Origin of the sequence: Acinetobacter sp. BSP-28, assembly GCF_044130285.1 — a bacterium.
Classification (GTDB): domain Bacteria; phylum Pseudomonadota; class Gammaproteobacteria; order Pseudomonadales; family Moraxellaceae; genus Acinetobacter.
On sequence record NZ_JBIQOB010000017.1, the window covers coordinates 28,862 to 43,262 of the forward strand.

Annotated in this window: 20 protein-coding genes; 8 read left to right on the top strand and 12 right to left on the bottom strand. The window is 38.5% G+C overall.

Annotated elements, in window-relative coordinates; all coding sequences use genetic code 11:
• Positions 1–218 precede the first annotated feature (218 nt).
• The 3 genes from ACE01R_RS12655 (at position 219) to ACE01R_RS12665 (ending at position 1,623) form a co-directional block, all read left to right on the top strand.
• On the top strand, positions 219–689 hold the full coding sequence (locus ACE01R_RS12655; protein WP_121594998.1) for a DUF2946 domain-containing protein: 471 nt from the start codon (positions 219–221) through the stop codon (positions 687–689).
• Positions 690–944: 255 nt separating this feature from the next.
• Positions 945–1,205, top strand: coding sequence for a DNA-binding transcriptional regulator (locus ACE01R_RS12660; protein WP_120366197.1), 261 nt, complete (start codon positions 945–947; stop codon positions 1,203–1,205).
• 118 nt (positions 1,206–1,323) lie between these two features.
• Positions 1,324–1,623, top strand: a complete 300-nt coding sequence (locus ACE01R_RS12665) for a NifB/NifX family molybdenum-iron cluster-binding protein (RefSeq protein WP_120366198.1) — start codon at positions 1,324–1,326, stop codon at positions 1,621–1,623.
• Positions 1,624–1,882: 259 nt separating this feature from the next.
• Here ACE01R_RS12665 and ACE01R_RS12670 read toward each other — a convergent pair whose 3' ends face one another.
• The 8 genes from ACE01R_RS12670 to ACE01R_RS12705 all read right to left on the bottom strand — a co-directional run bounded on the left by ACE01R_RS12670 (position 1,883) and on the right by ACE01R_RS12705 (position 6,946).
• Positions 1,883–2,626: an SDR family NAD(P)-dependent oxidoreductase gene (locus ACE01R_RS12670; RefSeq protein WP_121594997.1), complete on the bottom strand. Its 744-nt coding sequence runs from the start codon at positions 2,624–2,626 to the stop codon at positions 1,883–1,885.
• A gap of 67 nt (positions 2,627–2,693) precedes the next feature.
• Positions 2,694–3,314 carry a class I SAM-dependent methyltransferase gene (locus tag ACE01R_RS12675; protein ID WP_086197101.1) on the bottom strand — a complete coding sequence of 207 codons (621 nt, stop codon included), beginning with the start codon at positions 3,312–3,314 and terminating at the stop codon, positions 2,694–2,696.
• A gap of 29 nt (positions 3,315–3,343) precedes the next feature.
• Positions 3,344–3,679, bottom strand: a complete 336-nt coding sequence (locus tag ACE01R_RS12680) for a carboxymuconolactone decarboxylase family protein (protein WP_086197102.1) — start codon at positions 3,677–3,679, stop codon at positions 3,344–3,346.
• 52 nt (positions 3,680–3,731) lie between these two features.
• Positions 3,732–4,127: a rhodanese-like domain-containing protein gene (locus tag ACE01R_RS12685; protein ID WP_121595002.1), complete on the bottom strand. Its 396-nt coding sequence runs from the start codon at positions 4,125–4,127 to the stop codon at positions 3,732–3,734.
• A gap of 255 nt (positions 4,128–4,382) precedes the next feature.
• Complete coding sequence (locus tag ACE01R_RS12690; protein WP_016165473.1) at positions 4,383–5,165, bottom strand: sulfite exporter TauE/SafE family protein; 783 nt, start codon at positions 5,163–5,165, stop codon at positions 4,383–4,385.
• Between the two features lie 71 nt (positions 5,166–5,236).
• On the bottom strand, positions 5,237–6,109 hold the full coding sequence (locus tag ACE01R_RS12695; RefSeq protein WP_121594995.1) for an MBL fold metallo-hydrolase: 873 nt from the start codon (positions 6,107–6,109) through the stop codon (positions 5,237–5,239).
• 2 nt (positions 6,110–6,111) lie between these two features.
• Positions 6,112–6,528, bottom strand: coding sequence for a YeeE/YedE family protein (locus ACE01R_RS12700; RefSeq protein ID WP_016165475.1), 417 nt, complete (start codon positions 6,526–6,528; stop codon positions 6,112–6,114).
• Position 6,529: 1 nt separating this feature from the next.
• Positions 6,530–6,946, bottom strand: coding sequence for a YeeE/YedE family protein (locus ACE01R_RS12705; protein WP_016165476.1), 417 nt, complete (start codon positions 6,944–6,946; stop codon positions 6,530–6,532).
• A 122-nt stretch (positions 6,947–7,068) separates the two neighbouring features.
• Between ACE01R_RS12705 and ACE01R_RS12710 the strand changes: the two genes are divergently transcribed.
• The 3 genes from ACE01R_RS12710 (at position 7,069) to ACE01R_RS12720 (ending at position 9,037) form a co-directional block, all read left to right on the top strand.
• On the top strand, positions 7,069–7,380 hold the full coding sequence (locus ACE01R_RS12710; RefSeq protein WP_016165477.1) for a metalloregulator ArsR/SmtB family transcription factor: 312 nt from the start codon (positions 7,069–7,071) through the stop codon (positions 7,378–7,380).
• A gap of 92 nt (positions 7,381–7,472) precedes the next feature.
• Positions 7,473–8,638, top strand: a protein-coding gene (locus tag ACE01R_RS12715; RefSeq protein ID WP_395551549.1) for an IS3-like element ISAba22 family transposase whose coding sequence is annotated in 2 segments (ribosomal slippage) — positions 7,473–7,731 and positions 7,731–8,638 — 1,167 coding nt in all. Because the reading frame shifts where the segments join, the coding sequence is not laid out codon by codon here.
• Between the two features lie 141 nt (positions 8,639–8,779).
• Entirely contained in the window at positions 8,780–9,037 is a 258-nt protein-coding gene (locus tag ACE01R_RS12720) for a hypothetical protein (RefSeq protein ID WP_228157021.1), read from the top strand.
• Between the two features lie 310 nt (positions 9,038–9,347).
• Here ACE01R_RS12720 and ACE01R_RS12725 read toward each other — a convergent pair whose 3' ends face one another.
• Positions 9,348–9,569 carry a helix-turn-helix transcriptional regulator gene (locus tag ACE01R_RS12725; RefSeq protein WP_004658364.1) on the bottom strand — a complete coding sequence of 74 codons (222 nt, stop codon included), beginning with the start codon at positions 9,567–9,569 and terminating at the stop codon, positions 9,348–9,350.
• Positions 9,570–9,763: 194 nt separating this feature from the next.
• Here ACE01R_RS12725 and ACE01R_RS12730 point away from each other — a divergent pair, with 194 nt between their 5' ends.
• Positions 9,764–10,015: a hypothetical protein gene (locus ACE01R_RS12730; protein ID WP_004758991.1), complete on the top strand. Its 252-nt coding sequence runs from the start codon at positions 9,764–9,766 to the stop codon at positions 10,013–10,015.
• A 252-nt stretch (positions 10,016–10,267) separates the two neighbouring features.
• Here ACE01R_RS12730 and ACE01R_RS12735 read toward each other — a convergent pair whose 3' ends face one another.
• The 3 genes from ACE01R_RS12735 to ACE01R_RS12745 all read right to left on the bottom strand — a co-directional run bounded on the left by ACE01R_RS12735 (position 10,268) and on the right by ACE01R_RS12745 (position 12,829).
• A complete protein-coding gene (locus ACE01R_RS12735) occupies positions 10,268–10,489 on the bottom strand; it encodes a hypothetical protein (RefSeq protein ID WP_005403786.1) in 222 nt (73 codons plus the stop codon).
• Positions 10,490–10,522: 33 nt separating this feature from the next.
• Positions 10,523–11,722, bottom strand: coding sequence for an integrase arm-type DNA-binding domain-containing protein (locus ACE01R_RS12740; RefSeq protein ID WP_000059658.1), 1,200 nt, complete (start codon positions 11,720–11,722; stop codon positions 10,523–10,525).
• A gap of 393 nt (positions 11,723–12,115) precedes the next feature.
• A complete protein-coding gene (locus ACE01R_RS12745) occupies positions 12,116–12,829 on the bottom strand; it encodes a phosphoribosyltransferase (protein ID WP_001986287.1) in 714 nt (237 codons plus the stop codon).
• Positions 12,830–13,686: 857 nt separating this feature from the next.
• Between ACE01R_RS12745 and ACE01R_RS12750 the strand changes: the two genes are divergently transcribed.
• Positions 13,687–14,397, top strand: a complete 711-nt coding sequence (locus ACE01R_RS12750) for a hypothetical protein (RefSeq protein ID WP_001052588.1) — start codon at positions 13,687–13,689, stop codon at positions 14,395–14,397.
• Positions 14,398–14,401 lie beyond the last annotated feature (4 nt).

Below are 14,401 nucleotides of genomic sequence, written 5' to 3' on the forward strand. Positions count from 1 at the left end.
CAATGACTTTTTAATAACCAAACCTACAATGCAGTCCAACTTTAATAAGACTTTATTCGTTTCAGAATGATCTTACGCTTCCTATTCCATAAAGAAAAAATAAAATTATGTTTAGTAGCAGATTAAAATCGATTTTATCGTCTATTTTTCAATTATAAATTTTATATTTTGTTATATTATAACCTATGTAATGTCCATAAAAGTGTAGTGAAGTGCTCATGATGTTGGGAAGATTGCTGGGGTTATCAGCAATCTTGTTACAGATCGCTGTGTTCCTGCAGCCTTTATTACCAGAAAAACACAGTGTTTTTTCGGTATGTAAAACTATTGCCGCAGCATTACATCTAGAAGTTACTAACGTTCATCCACACCACAGCTTCGCAACATCACATCCGCATAGCAATCAAGCCAGCGGAGCAGACCAAAATAATGCACATGTCTTCACACATGTGCAGAATCGACATGAACATCAAGAGCGGGATGATGCACATACCGGTCATGACTGCCAGTTTTGCCTGGTGCACAGCTATACCCTACCGCTACTCGATACCAAACTCAGACTAGTACTGATCAGAACTCAGACCTTACTGCAGTTCTTCAGTACATTTGTCCCATATACGCTGTCTCTACCTCATCCGTGGTTCCTTATTCCTCAGGGTCGTGCTCCTCCTTTAACACTCATCCACTAAATCAGCAGATGTGGTATCGCTGAGCAGTCTGCCGCAGTTTCCGATATGGCTGAAAATATTCATCTATCCAAAACATGTGAGCAGCTCACAATTAGCATCTTCAGTCACAGTGATCCTATCCGTAATAATGAATATGGCTTTTAATTTATCTGTATTCAAATTTATTTGAAATCCGGCTGTCACAGTCTCAATGACCTTTGGATTTTTCAAAGTGTTATTACAGCTTTCTAGTATATCGATAAGGAGGAGACAATGATGAATCTACTTCAGCATGATCAGGCACATCTCCCAAAAAGTGATTTTAATAGCAACTGTTGTCTGGATTTAGCACAACAAATTGTAAGGATCCGGCAAGCTCTCAATATTTCACAGACAGAACTAGCATCAAAACTGTGTATTTCCGCCCGTACCTTAGAAAGTTGGGAACGTGGAGTTCGTCATCCCTCAAGCTCAGCCCAAGCTTTGTTGAAACTCTTTATCAAGTCACCTCAGTTTGTTTTGGAAAATCTTGCTTGAATAGTATTAGCTATGTTTTTGAATAGTTTTTGTCACTACAAGCTTAACTTATGAATCATCATGAACCGATACATACCTATAAAGAGCAGTAGTATCGGTTTGGTTTGGAGAAATCTTTATGGTAATTGTAATTACATCACAGAACCGACGTCATATTACTCCGCATGCTGGGAAATGCCGAAAATTCTGGAAATATGAGCTCAAAGATGGGAAAGTTATGGACAAACAGCTCATTGAGGTGGAGAAAGAAGCATCATTTTCTCAGTCGGGTGAGGTACTAGAAAAACTGTTACCTATGGACATGTTCGTAACCACAGGGATGGGTGACAGATTGCGAGAAAAACTCAAAAATATTGGCGTACATGTTATTGTGACGGATGAAATTGATCCTGATAATTTTATTAACAGTTTACTTTAACTCGCCTATGAATAAAATCTAAAACCATAGTTAAAGTTTCCATTAAAAGTTAGTGGGAACTTTAGCTAATAAAATACATCTTACTAACTGCTATTTAATCAAAAAATTAAATTGCCTAGGCTTAAAATAAGTTGACACGATATTTCATATAAACACCTGATGAATTCCATAAGGTTTTTTATTTGTAAAACATATACTTATATATAAACTCTAAAAGGAAAAACCTTCTCAATTAGGTGAAGGCCTTTCCTAAAATTAACTATTGTGAAGTATATGAACCATCTACTACATACTGGCTGCCCGTTACAAAAGATGCATCATCAGAAAGTAAGAAAGCAACGACCTGAGCAACTTCTTCCGGATTTCCTAAACGACCAACTGGATGCAATTTTGTCAGTTCAGCTTCATCAAACTCACCAATTAAAGGTGTTTTAATATAACCAGGATGTACTGAATTAATACGAATACCCTTTTTAGCATATTCTAGCGAAGCCGTTTTAGTAAGCCCGGTTACACCATGCTTAGCTGCAACATAACCAGAAATATTTTCAGTCCCAACTAAACCTAAAATTGATGCTGTATTCACAATTGCACCACCGCCGGCTGCCAATATTGCAGGGATTTGATAATGTAAGCCATAAAAGACCGCATTCAAATTAATATCAATCACACGACGCCAAGCTTCAATACTTAAATCTGCAATTGGCTGAACGTCACCCAATATTCCAGCGTTGTTAAAAGCTAAATGAAGCGCACCATAGGTGCTGACTGAAAATTCAACTGCTGCTTTCATGTCTTCAGGTTCAGCCGTATTGGCTTTATTCGCAGCCGCTTTACCGCCTAAAGATACAATTTCCTCAGCAACTTTTTGTGCTGCTTCAAAGTTAATATCCGATACTACAACACTTGCACCCTGCTTCGCTAAAAGCATAGCTGTGCTTTTCCCAATTCCAGAACCCGCACCAGTAACTAGGGCAACTTTATTTTTGAACCGATTTGACATAATAAAACCTCTTTTTAAAGTACTGCAATGCTGAATATTTGCATCACATTTAATAATTCACTTGTTTTTACTTCATCACTTGTATTGCAAATTGAATAACATGACATTTACCGCAATGTAATTTTCCCTCCTGTCTTTCTTGCTCTCCAACATAAAAATGATGGATATGATCCTGCTTGAAAACCTGCAAAATATCCCACGGATCGTATAAATATTCGATATTTTTAGGGCCACCAGTTTTATAGTTGATCTGCTCCTTTGAATACAGCTCACCGATAAACCATCCACCGTTTAGCAAAGATTTTCTTATGCCTTCTAAAACCTTTGTTTGCGTTTCTGTATCGAAATGACCAAATACACAAATCACGTTTTGATAACGCTCGGATGGCCATTTAGCTGCTGTTAAATCAACATGTCGGAGTTCAAGATTTATCCCTGTGGCTTCGGCTTTGCTGGACAGATGCTTCAAAGCAACATCGGAATAATCCCAAACTTCTGCCGAAAAAGGATAATTATCCTGTCTTGCCTGCTCAGCCAGGTACAGGATATTCCTTCCTTCTCCTTCAGCAATTGCCAGTGTTTTACCTTCAATCCGGATTTTCCGCGCAATTTCCTGGATAAACAGGTTTGCTGCTGTGCCGTATAGGTCCTGCGTCTGGGTATACAATTCATTCCAGTGCTGACTCATTTCATCCCTCCATTTACGCCACTATCCAATCAGTTGGAAAACTCTTTAAATGCTTCCAGGGCATTTGCGGCATACATCAATGAAGGTCCACCGCCCATATACACCGCAACACCCAGAACTTCCTCCAGCTCCTGCAGGGTCATGCCCATTTTGACCAGGGTTCTGACATGAAAACCGATACAACCATCACAACGTGCAGCCACACCAATCGCCAATGCAATCAATTCCTTGGTTTTGGGATCAATCACACCATCATGCATTGCGATCTGGGATAATTGATTGAAACTTTTCATTAAATCAGGTGAATCCTGACTGAGCGTTCTTAAATTACCTGAAATATTCTGGGTTAATTCTTTGTATTTCATGACTTTCTCTCAAACTAAACAATCAACAATAAGGTTTTGCTTATTCAATAGATTATTTTTGTACCGGATAGCCCTGCTCTAGCCATGCTTGAAATCCCCCTTGAACGGATTTAACCTGAGTAAAACCCATATTCTGCAAAGTATCTGTAGCCAGTGCCGAACGGCCGCCTGTACCACAGATCAAATAGATCGGCTGATCTTTAAGATGTTCCAGTGCCTGTAGGGTATCGCAATGATGGCTCGCCAAAGGATGCTGGTGAATCCTCATTTCTAAAACACCACGAGGATAGTTCACCGCACGGTCTATCGCTGCCGCCTGAAATTCATCTGGTTCCCGAACATCAATTAGAATGGTTTTATGATTTTTCATGGCTTCAAGTAAGTCATCTACACTCACTTCCTGAATCCGGCTTTTCGCATTCCGGATCAATTGCTCTGCCGTTTTCATCATTTCTACTCTTCCTCACTCATCAAAATCAGCCTCATCTGTTATAAATGCCAGATCAGCAACTTAAAAGCACTTTGTTATAAACTCTCATTCCAGCACTGTTACAACGATCACACTATTGCAAACAGCCCATTTGCTAAATTCATTTTAGACTCTACACCGGTTGGATATTCATTCAAATGACAGAAAAACAGGCTATTCATCTGTCATCCAGAAGCAGACTTTCTATCTCCGTCCGGAGAGCACTTCACGGGACTAGCCCATGAGTGCTGAATAGATTAAATACACAGCTACCCCAATCACAGTCGTGGCAAAAATTTTCTGTACCCGGTTACTTTCAATCCGGTGCATCAGACTGCGTCCAATCAACATTCCCACAATACAAGCCAGAACAAAAGTCAGTGTGACCGAAACAGGATATTGAAAACCATCCAGCACGTGTGCAGTAATACTGACACCGCCAATCAGGAAAATAATCATCAGGGAAGTCGCGACGATACTGCGCATATCGAGGTCGGTGAATTTACGCAGCGCTGGAACAATCACAAAACCGCCGCCCACCCCGAGCAAGCCAGTCAGCAAACCCGCCACTACGCCAATACCGGCGAGGAACGAGGCCGTTTTCACATTCCAGATCAGGCGACCGGTCGTTTGATTGACCTTACACGGTGGATTCTCATGGTCATTAACTTTGTTAAAGAAGATCCGGTAAGCCACAATCAACATGACTAGACTGAAAGCCATCGTCAGCCAGACCGGAGAAACAATACCAGCCAGATTTACGCCATAGCGTGCTGAAGGAATACTGATCAGGGCGATCCAGAGCGCAGCGCGATAACGTACAATACGCTTGAATAAACCCTCGAACGTTCCGACCAAGGCAGACAGAGTCACTGCCAGCAAGCCCACAGGCGCAGCCTGTGCCACGGTCCAGCCCTGACTCGCCATCAGTGCCGGTACAGCCAGGATACCGCCACCAGCACCGGTTAAACCCAGCAAGCCACCGATGGCCAACCCTTCCAGTATTAACACCCACATAGCCACTGTTCCTCTCTTTGCTAATGCAATTAAACAAAAGACCAAACTTTTTGTTTAATCTTGAAACATGTCTATTTGAAGTAATTGAGCGGAAGTTTTAAATAAGAAACCCCATTCTCTTCTGGCGTTGGAAACTGTCCACCTTTCATATTGATCTGAATGGAAGGCAGGATCAGCTTCGGCATACTCAGTCCCGCATCACGCTGCTGACGCATTGCGACAAAATCGGCTTTACTGATCCCGCTATGCACATGAATATTATGCTGTTTCTGCATCTGAACAGTGGTTTCACACTGATACGCATGACGTGACTCAGGCAGATAGTCATGACACAAGAAGACCCGAGTATCTTCTGGTAGCTGATACAGGCTGTGTACCGAATCAAAAAGCGTTTCTGCACTGCCCTTTGGAAAATCACAACGTGCCGTACCATAGTCCGGCATAAACAGCGTGTCGCCGACAAAGACGGCATCTTCAACCACATAGCTCAAGCAAGCAGGCGTATGCCCCGGTGTTGCTATGTTATAGACATCCAGCTCACCGATTTTGAAATGCTCACCATCTTCAAATAAATGATCAAATGGCTGACTAGCATTCACCTGCTTGAGATCCAGATTATAAATTGCAGCAAAGGTCTGCTGCACCACAGCGATTTTCTGGCTGATTGCAATTTTTCCGCCCAGTTCCTGTTTCAAATACTGGGCTGCAGTCAAGTGATCTGCATGAACATGGGTTTCCAAAATCCATTCCACGTCTAAAGTCTGTGCTTTGACATAGGCAATGATACGATCTGCCTGTGTGGTTGAAGTGGTTGCAGATGCCGCATCATAATCCAGCACACTGTCAATGATGGCACAGCGCTTTGTTATTGGATCGGATACCACGTAACTGAAGGTATTGGTCGCCTCGTCAAAAAAATCCTGTACCAGTGGGTGTTTTGCCATCGTTATTCTCCAGCCCATTTACGGTGCAGCAATACGCCAATCAACATCGCGATAATAAAATAGAAGACCTGGTAATGCCCCAGGCCAATCAAGGTGAAACTTGGTGCTGGACATACCCCAGCAATCCCCCAGCCGATACCAAACAACAGGCTGCCAATGATTAAGCGTGGATCAAGTTTTTGACTGGTGGGCAATACAATAGGTTCGTTAAATACGGTTTTCGGTGCTGCAGAACGCATGGCTTTTTGAAAGGGAATAAATGCCACGGCAATTGCACCCATCATCACAAAGGCCAGACTTGCATCCCAGTCACCAAACAGATCCAGGAAATCCAGCACTTTTTCCGGATTGGACATGCCTGAAACCATCAGTCCGACAGAAAAAAGAGCACCAAAAATAAAAGCTAAAATATTTTTCATTTTAAAATGCTCCAGTCACGTGACGAACAATATAAACAGTGACAAAACCAGCAAACATGAAACTCATGGTGGCCACGATGGAACGTTTAGACAAACGACTCATCCCGCAAATGCCATGACCGCTGGTACAGCCTGAACCTAAGCGGGTACCAAAGCCGACCAAGAGACCCGCAACCACCAGCATCAGCGGACTCGCATTCAATTCAATTTCTGGCTGAACAAACAGTCCATAGATAAATGGCACAGTGATTAAACCCGCCATGAACCAAATCGCAGATGTTTTAAACATCATTTTAGGATTCAGCACCTGTCCGATTAAGCCACTGATGCCTGCGATACGACCATGCACATACAGGTAACCAACGACCGATACACCGAGCATCAAACCGCCGAGAAAAGCAATCAGGAAATCATGCATAGCGAGTCTACTTAACTTTACAATATATTTATATATAATATATAATATATAATATTAATCAAGCACTCTGTGATATTCTTTCATAAATGATTTTTAACTATGCAGGACTGAAGGAGATCGTAATGAATACTGGAACTAATCAGGCTAAAATTGATTTTTCGGAAGTCGATATAGTCACAAACTACTTAAAAGTCTTATCAAATCCTGACCGCCTAAAAATTTTATGTGTCTTGGTAGAAGGCGAACTCAATGTACAGAAAATTGAGGAAAGCACTGATATTCATCAACCAACACTGTCCCAACAACTGACTGTACTGCGTAAAAATAATATGGTCAGCACTCGTCGTGAAGGTAAACAGATTTTCTATCAAGTATCTGACCCCAGAATCCTGACGATTATGCAAACCCTGCATCAGTTATATTGTGCTGCTTAAGCCTATTTTTCACTCTAACTTGTACCTGATGTGTGCTGAAAAAACAGGAGGTTTTAACTTGGTAAACTAAACACACTTATCAGGAGTTTACCATGAGCAAGAAACACAAGACTTACACCACAGAATTTAAAGCTGAAGCCATCAAATTAATTGAAGCCAATCAAGGCAATGTCTCGGAAACAGCTAGACAACTTAGCATTTCAATGCAAACTCTTTCAAATTGGAATACCAAAGCAAAGGCTGGAACTTTAGCAGGTACAAAACAGTATTCACCTGATCTAAACGCTCTACTCGAAGAAAATAAAAAACTCAAACAACAGCTCAAAATAGCTGAAATGGAACGTGAATTTTTAAAAAAGGCAGCAGCGTACTTTGGCAAAGAAAGTCAGTAAGGTACGCCTATATGAAACAAAAAAGATATTCTTTTCCAATTACCTTAATGGCTCGATTACTTCATGTTTCAGTTTCATGTTTTTATGATTGGCTCAAGAGAGGCGTGAGCAAAAGAACGATTCAACGAAATCAACAGACGATATTGGTGAAAATAGCCCATGAGGAGACAAGGCAGAGCTATGGTTATATTCGATTAACCAAATACTTACAAGCTCAGGGTATAAAAATGAGTATGTACGCTGTACGTCAGATAAAAGCGCTGAACCACCTGTATTGTAAGCGACACAAGCGTTTTAAAAGGACTACGAATAGTGACCATAATCGAGCGATCTATGAAAACCTGCTGGAGAAACAATTCTCAATGACTAGACCAAATCAAGCATGGTCAAGTGATATTACGTACATATGGACTGTTGAAGGATGGCTGTATTTAGCAGCGGTAAAAGACCTTTACACGAAGCAAGTGGTTGGCTATAGCTTAAATGAGCGCATGACAGCACAGCTTGTTTGTAATGCGCTAAATATGGCTATTCACAATCAAAAACCAACCAAAGAACTGATTGTGCATTCAGACAGAGGAAGTCAATATTGCAGCCATGAATATCGAAATATACTTGAGCAATATGGTTTTCAAGGTTCAATGAGCAAGCGCGGAGACTGTTACGATAATGCACCGATTGAAAGCTTTTGGGGAATACTGAAAAATGAGTTAGTGCATCATTACAACTATCAAACCAGAGAAGAAGCCAAAGCAGATATTATAAAATACATTGAGTTATTTTATAATCATCGAAGAATTCAAAAGGGTTTGGGTTTTAAGACACCAAATCAAATGGCCGAAGACTTTTATAAGTTGGCTGCCTAGAATCTCCCAAGGGAAAGTCTCCTGATAATTCAGCGTATATCAAACTTTGCTCTGCAATATTCCTCAGATATGAAGAACATTTTTGTTTCGCCACCTTTCGATATTACGCATACACTCATTTATGAATCCATTGATCATAAAATGGCACTCAAACTGGCGGGTAGTAAAGCATTTCCAGACCTGTCACATCTCATTAAATTGGCTGAAAGTGATCAATTTAGAATTAGAAATCCCAAAGCAATCATAGAGTCCTTGAGCGAAAATATATTGGACTATCTTCGTGCATCAAATGAGGTTCAATTATTCGATGGATTGCGAACATCTATAGAACTTTCAATTTCAAATGTTATGGCGACAGGCCTTGGCACCCAACATTATCGACATGATAAAAAGAAGTAATTTAAATGGTGTAATGAAAAATCCTGTAAAAAGACTCAAAATCTTGCAATAAGTACAAGGGCAACGTAAGATGAGGAGTGAAGTCATTTTAAATTCCTTGTACGGCAATTTGCATTACATGGAACAAACCCACAATAGTTACCGCTATTGTGGGTCATTAGCCCCTCTTCTTAACTAAGTTATAAGAAAAATACCTCTATCATTCGATTGATTCCTTTATATAAATAATAAAGTAAATATATGTTTTCGATGAAGCTTTATAAAATTCAGTATTAGACCTGTAGGGAAAACTTATCAAACGAAGTATTAGTTAATCCTTTTCTTCAACTTCTTCCTTAAACTCAAACAAATCATTCATCGTACAGTTAAAGTACTTACACAACTTATCGGCGACTGGTAATTCAATACGTACAGCACGGTCATAATACATACTTGTGAGCGTATTGCGATTGATACCTGTTGCATGCACCACTTCACTTAATTTTAAAATTTTTCTATCGCCCATGAGGCTAGATAACTTACAAGTAATCATATTTAAATTAATTTACAAAAAATAACTTGCTGCGGGTTATTTAAAGTTGTTGCCTGAGTAATACTTTGCTAAAATTAACCTACAGCAGGTTATTAAAACTTATAGAAAGTATATTTTATCCATTTCAACTAAATTATAACTTTTTAAGTATAAGGATTGAACCTGCACTAGATTATTTTGTGGAGATGACCGCCGTGTTAACAAATGAGTTATTGATCAGCCAGCAAGCTCGTGACTTAGGAAATCAATTAATTAAAGAAATGAACATCAATAGAAGTTATGGAATGGCTAATTTTCTTGGAGTAAATACTTGCTATGATAATCATCAGGCTGTACTTATTTGGACATTTCAACTGCTTGAAAGGGAACCTGCCTTAAATGAATTAGCAGAAATTAAAAAATATTTTCTTTTAATCTTTCCAGATAGTGTTTATCAATTAGCCTAAGTTGTTTTTAAAATTAATTTATTAAATAAAAAGCACTAAATCAAAGAAAGCTTTATTTAAAAATACCTATTAATTCAAAAACATACCATTTACTGAATATATGAAGCATAAGTTCCTGCTCTATCACTCACTCGTACTAAAATTACATCGCTCTTTTTACTGATACTAAACAATTTATGTCCACGCCACGTTCTGCGGCTTCGAGGGCTAGTTTTTGTTGAACCACTGAGAACAAGGACAACAAACTGCCTACTATATTTTCCCGGAGAGTGGTGTAGGAACTTTTTCATTATTGCTAATCATATCAGCGACAACATCAGCAACGAGCTCCTCTATTCCTGAGAATGCTTTAGACTGATCCGCATCAAGCCAAGACAATGATGGAAACTCAGCACACAACCCAACATACTCATTATCTTCTGCTGACCATGTAACACGGCAAGTATATTGTTTACTATCCATTTGAAACCCCATAATGTTTTAAGTCTATGTATAAAAGTACGATTTTCACTTAGCAGTACTTAAATAATCACCCCACCACTGCATCATTTCAGTCCGCTGGGCTAAATAGTCAGCGTGATTATAGCTGGCACGGGTACGGTTCTTATCAATATGTGAAAGTTGTGCCTCAATCCAGTTATCCTGGAACAAACCTGAGTCATTCAAAATGGTACTAAAAGTGGAACGTAGTCCATGAGAGGATAATTGATGTTTTCCATAGCCCATCTTACGTATAGCCATATTTAATGTATTAAAATGAATCGGTTGATTATGTTTCCGTGGGCTAGCAAAAATGTACTTTTCACCGTATGACCATTGCATGACGTCTTTTAAAATATCTAAAGCCTGATCTGAAAGTGGAACTAAGAAGTCGGGAATCTCATGGCCTAATATGACTTTTCGTCGAAACTGTTTAATATGCAAGGCAGGTATTTTCCAGATTTTTTCATTTAAATCAAAATGATGAGGCTCAGCCAATAACAATTCAGCCCCTCGCACGCCAGTATGTAATTTGAACAGCAGTGCTTTTTTAATAATCGGATGGGCATCCAATTTTAATAAATTTTTCTTAAAATCTGATATATCCTCCGCTTTCAAATACGGATAATTCTTCTTGATTTTACTGTTAATGGCGATTTTATTTAAACCATGCGCGATGTTGAATTCACAATAACCCATCGCTACAGCGTAGTCATAAATTTGGTTCAAATAACTACAAGCTTTCTTGACAGGTTCTTTTACTTGGCGTCCCTCTATTTTTTTGATTACTGAAACCAGGTCATAACGCTTGATGTTTTGAAAAGGTAAATCCTGAAGGTCTGGATAAATATCTTGCTGTAAACATCTTTCTGCTAACTGTAGTACACCGCAGCGGGGTGAATCATTAAATGCATTTTTCAGTTTGAACTGCAGCCACTCCTCCCCTACCTTACGAAAGGTGATGACATTAGAGACAGTATCATGCTCAAAACAATAATTATTGTCTTTAAAGTCATCTTTGACTTGTCGTGCCTTTTTCAGCGATAAATCAGGATAAAGCCCCAACTGAATGCGGCGACGTTTTTTTGTTTGTGGATCTGTATAGCGATAGCACCAAGATTTTCTTCCAGTCGGCTCAATCTTCAGGCTAAGTCCATCTTCATCGGATAAAAAACAAGTTTTTTCCTTGCAATGAGCTTGGCGAACTTTAATTTCAGTAAGACTCATGGAATTTAAATGAAACCTAATAAGGGGTTGATTGGATCAATTATATCAAAATAGAAAGCTTTATATATGATGCGTACACTACGCATCATATATATTTGTAATATATTGTTTTATATATTTAATATTTTAAGTATTTGTATTTTAGTAACCATTATAAGTACCACCTCTTCTTTAAGTTCCCAACAACTCACTTTTTCTGTCATCAATGTTAAATAAGTCTTGTGCTTTAAATTCTTAGATGACCTCCTCTACCCTTTATTATCATTTTTATAAAAGTAACTATATGTACTCATTAAAATTTGTAGAGCTCAAAAACAAAAAAGACCGCTATATAGCAGTCTTTTAACTTAATTAAATAATAATTAATTCATTTTCATCATAAGTGCATAAGCATCACGTTTGTTTTGACGCAATGATTCTATCTCGGACTTCGTCAGCTGTTTTACGAGAGTTGAGGATATACTTTGCTTCCCACTCTGTGAGCCTTTCGAAATCGTACCCGTAAATCGATTTCCACCATGCTTCAAGATTACCATATACATCCCTCAATTGCTGAAGAGTTTCTTTACTTAGAGCTAATTGTGATGAGTATTGTTTACCCGTCAGTGCATATGCTCCAATAACTTTATTCGTCCCAGTTGTTTCAATATGACCTTTTAATGCTGCAAAAGTACCACCTTGGGTCTGGGTATCATCAACAATAATAACACATTTATCATTGTTTATTGTCCCATCAAATGCTGGTGGGTTGGCTAATCTATGCCACCCATCACCGCCAGTTCTTGATACTTTTATAGCTTGAACTATATTCGTATCAACTTCAAGCCCAAGTTTCTTTGCTATAACTGCTGAAGTAGCTAAAGGAATCATATTACGACCGACTGCTTCCTCAGCATGTACAGGTACTATAATAGTTTCCCGACCATCGATAATTCTTTCTAGTTCAGCAATCGCCTCATCCGAAACTAAATCTTTAGCTAAAATATACGCACTTTCAACATCCCCTGCTTTAGCAGCTTCATACATGTAATGAGAGGTTGCATCTCCAAGACCACGGTCAATAACCGTTTTAGGAAACATATTCCAATCTGTGCGATATAACTTCATATTTTTAAATAAGTTTTAATGATGGCTAGCATTAAATTTTACACTAAATTTACCGCTAGCATCTCTTGGATATTATTTTTCGTATCAGGCAGCACTCTCAAAAGCCGTTTGTTTGGACAGTCCCCATGATCATACACGAGGCAGCTTCAAATACTTATGGGCCCATCCTATCCAGTTGTATCTTCTTGCATCACATGAATATTGTATACTCATTTTGACTACTTGAAAATTATGGAACAACGTCAATAAAAACAATAACTCTAGAGTCTTTAGTCGACATTCCTAAAAAGGTAAATTCAACATTTCTTTCCATATCATTTCTTTGTGTCTCTGGATGAACAAAAGAAACATAGCTTATTTCAAAGAATCGGGCTAGGGTTTTTATGCCAATGATTTTGTTCTCTTCATTAGCAATTAAAACATCTAATTCCAGATCAAACTCTTCTAATTATTTAATTAAATCTTTAACTTTCATTTTACTATCAACCTCTATGAATTATTTAAAAAATTAGCACAATGAAACTTGTGAAAAAAATGGATTTGAACAAAATTTTTTAGCAAAAAAAGCATAGCAACCAGAAAAATCTTTCCAGCAATCAACAAAAATATCCCCGTGTGCTTCCAGTTTACAACATTTTGACTACCACACTGCCCACAGTAGTAATAATAGCCTTTGATACGGCCACCGCATTCAGGACAATTTTTATGATTAATGAATAAGTTACTCAACGTCTCTTCTCCAAAATTCTTATTATCAAGTTGTAAGTGAAGATAGCACACATTTATAAAAATGTCTTTTTTAAAACATCAAAAGATGTTATAAAAAAGACATTCGCTACTTTAGGATAACTTTTAAGATGAATTTAAATCTCCTTGATGAAGAATCAATCCAACCTTCTGAACCCACGCCATGTGATTTTTTCAAAGGTGAAAATGCTATCAAAAAAGCTAAACAGTTAGGATTACCTGATCTCGAGTTAGTCAGAAACGCAATTATGATCGGTGATGCTGACTATAGAACAAATACTCACTATAACCGTGCACGCTTTATTGCACGATGGGGAAAAATTGGAGAACAGATTGCTTTACTGCTTCGACAATCTGATCCTGCTTGGATATTCCACAATGACAGCCAGCCAAGAATTGAGAATACAGTAAAGAAAATACAAATTATCTTTATGAGCGGGAATATTGCATTGGGGTTAGCTGATCAAGTTGTATCAGCACACTGTGAAAAAGGATTAATGACATTAAATAATATTAAGGAGAATCAGTCTGCTTATGATGATGAGACAAAATTGAGAACATGGATTTTATACTTTCCTTCAGCATCACATCCAGCCTATAAAGACATTGATATCCCAAATATTCCTTTTGAATTTGCATACCCAACTAGCTTCGTACAGGACTTAAAAGCGAAAAAAATTTCAATTTTACCAAGTGACCATACTTGCAGAATTGCATTTGAAATAGATAATACAGTTCCTGTAAAAACTGATCCTAAGCCAGTATTGGAACCATCTAATGAAATTAAACCAGATGATTTTGATATTCAGCTTGTAGTTTAATCTG

Coding starts and splice junctions, on each gene's coding strand:
- ACE01R_RS12655 (WP_121594998.1), top strand. CDS start 219: ATGATGTTGGGAAGATTGCTGGGGTTATCAGCAATCTTGTTACAGATC.
- ACE01R_RS12660 (WP_120366197.1), top strand. CDS start 945: ATGAATCTACTTCAGCATGATCAGGCACATCTCCCAAAAAGTGATTTT.
- ACE01R_RS12665 (WP_120366198.1), top strand. CDS start 1,324: ATGGTAATTGTAATTACATCACAGAACCGACGTCATATTACTCCGCAT.
- ACE01R_RS12670 (WP_121594997.1), bottom strand. CDS start 2,626: ATGTCAAATCGGTTCAAAAATAAAGTTGCCCTAGTTACTGGTGCGGGT.
- ACE01R_RS12675 (WP_086197101.1), bottom strand. CDS start 3,314: ATGAGTCAGCACTGGAATGAATTGTATACCCAGACGCAGGACCTATAC.
- ACE01R_RS12680 (WP_086197102.1), bottom strand. CDS start 3,679: ATGAAATACAAAGAATTAACCCAGAATATTTCAGGTAATTTAAGAACG.
- ACE01R_RS12685 (WP_121595002.1), bottom strand. CDS start 4,127: ATGAAAACGGCAGAGCAATTGATCCGGAATGCGAAAAGCCGGATTCAG.
- ACE01R_RS12690 (WP_016165473.1), bottom strand. CDS start 5,165: ATGTGGGTGTTAATACTGGAAGGGTTGGCCATCGGTGGCTTGCTGGGT.
- ACE01R_RS12695 (WP_121594995.1), bottom strand. CDS start 6,109: ATGGCAAAACACCCACTGGTACAGGATTTTTTTGACGAGGCGACCAAT.
- ACE01R_RS12700 (WP_016165475.1), bottom strand. CDS start 6,528: ATGAAAAATATTTTAGCTTTTATTTTTGGTGCTCTTTTTTCTGTCGGA.
- ACE01R_RS12705 (WP_016165476.1), bottom strand. CDS start 6,946: ATGCATGATTTCCTGATTGCTTTTCTCGGCGGTTTGATGCTCGGTGTA.
- ACE01R_RS12710 (WP_016165477.1), top strand. CDS start 7,069: ATGAATACTGGAACTAATCAGGCTAAAATTGATTTTTCGGAAGTCGAT.
- ACE01R_RS12720 (WP_228157021.1), top strand. CDS start 8,780: ATGGCACTCAAACTGGCGGGTAGTAAAGCATTTCCAGACCTGTCACAT.
- ACE01R_RS12725 (WP_004658364.1), bottom strand. CDS start 9,569: ATGATTACTTGTAAGTTATCTAGCCTCATGGGCGATAGAAAAATTTTA.
- ACE01R_RS12735 (WP_005403786.1), bottom strand. CDS start 10,489: ATGGGGTTTCAAATGGATAGTAAACAATATACTTGCCGTGTTACATGG.
- ACE01R_RS12740 (WP_000059658.1), bottom strand. CDS start 11,722: ATGAGTCTTACTGAAATTAAAGTTCGCCAAGCTCATTGCAAGGAAAAA.
- ACE01R_RS12745 (WP_001986287.1), bottom strand. CDS start 12,829: ATGAAGTTATATCGCACAGATTGGAATATGTTTCCTAAAACGGTTATT.
- ACE01R_RS12750 (WP_001052588.1), top strand. CDS start 13,687: ATGAATTTAAATCTCCTTGATGAAGAATCAATCCAACCTTCTGAACCC.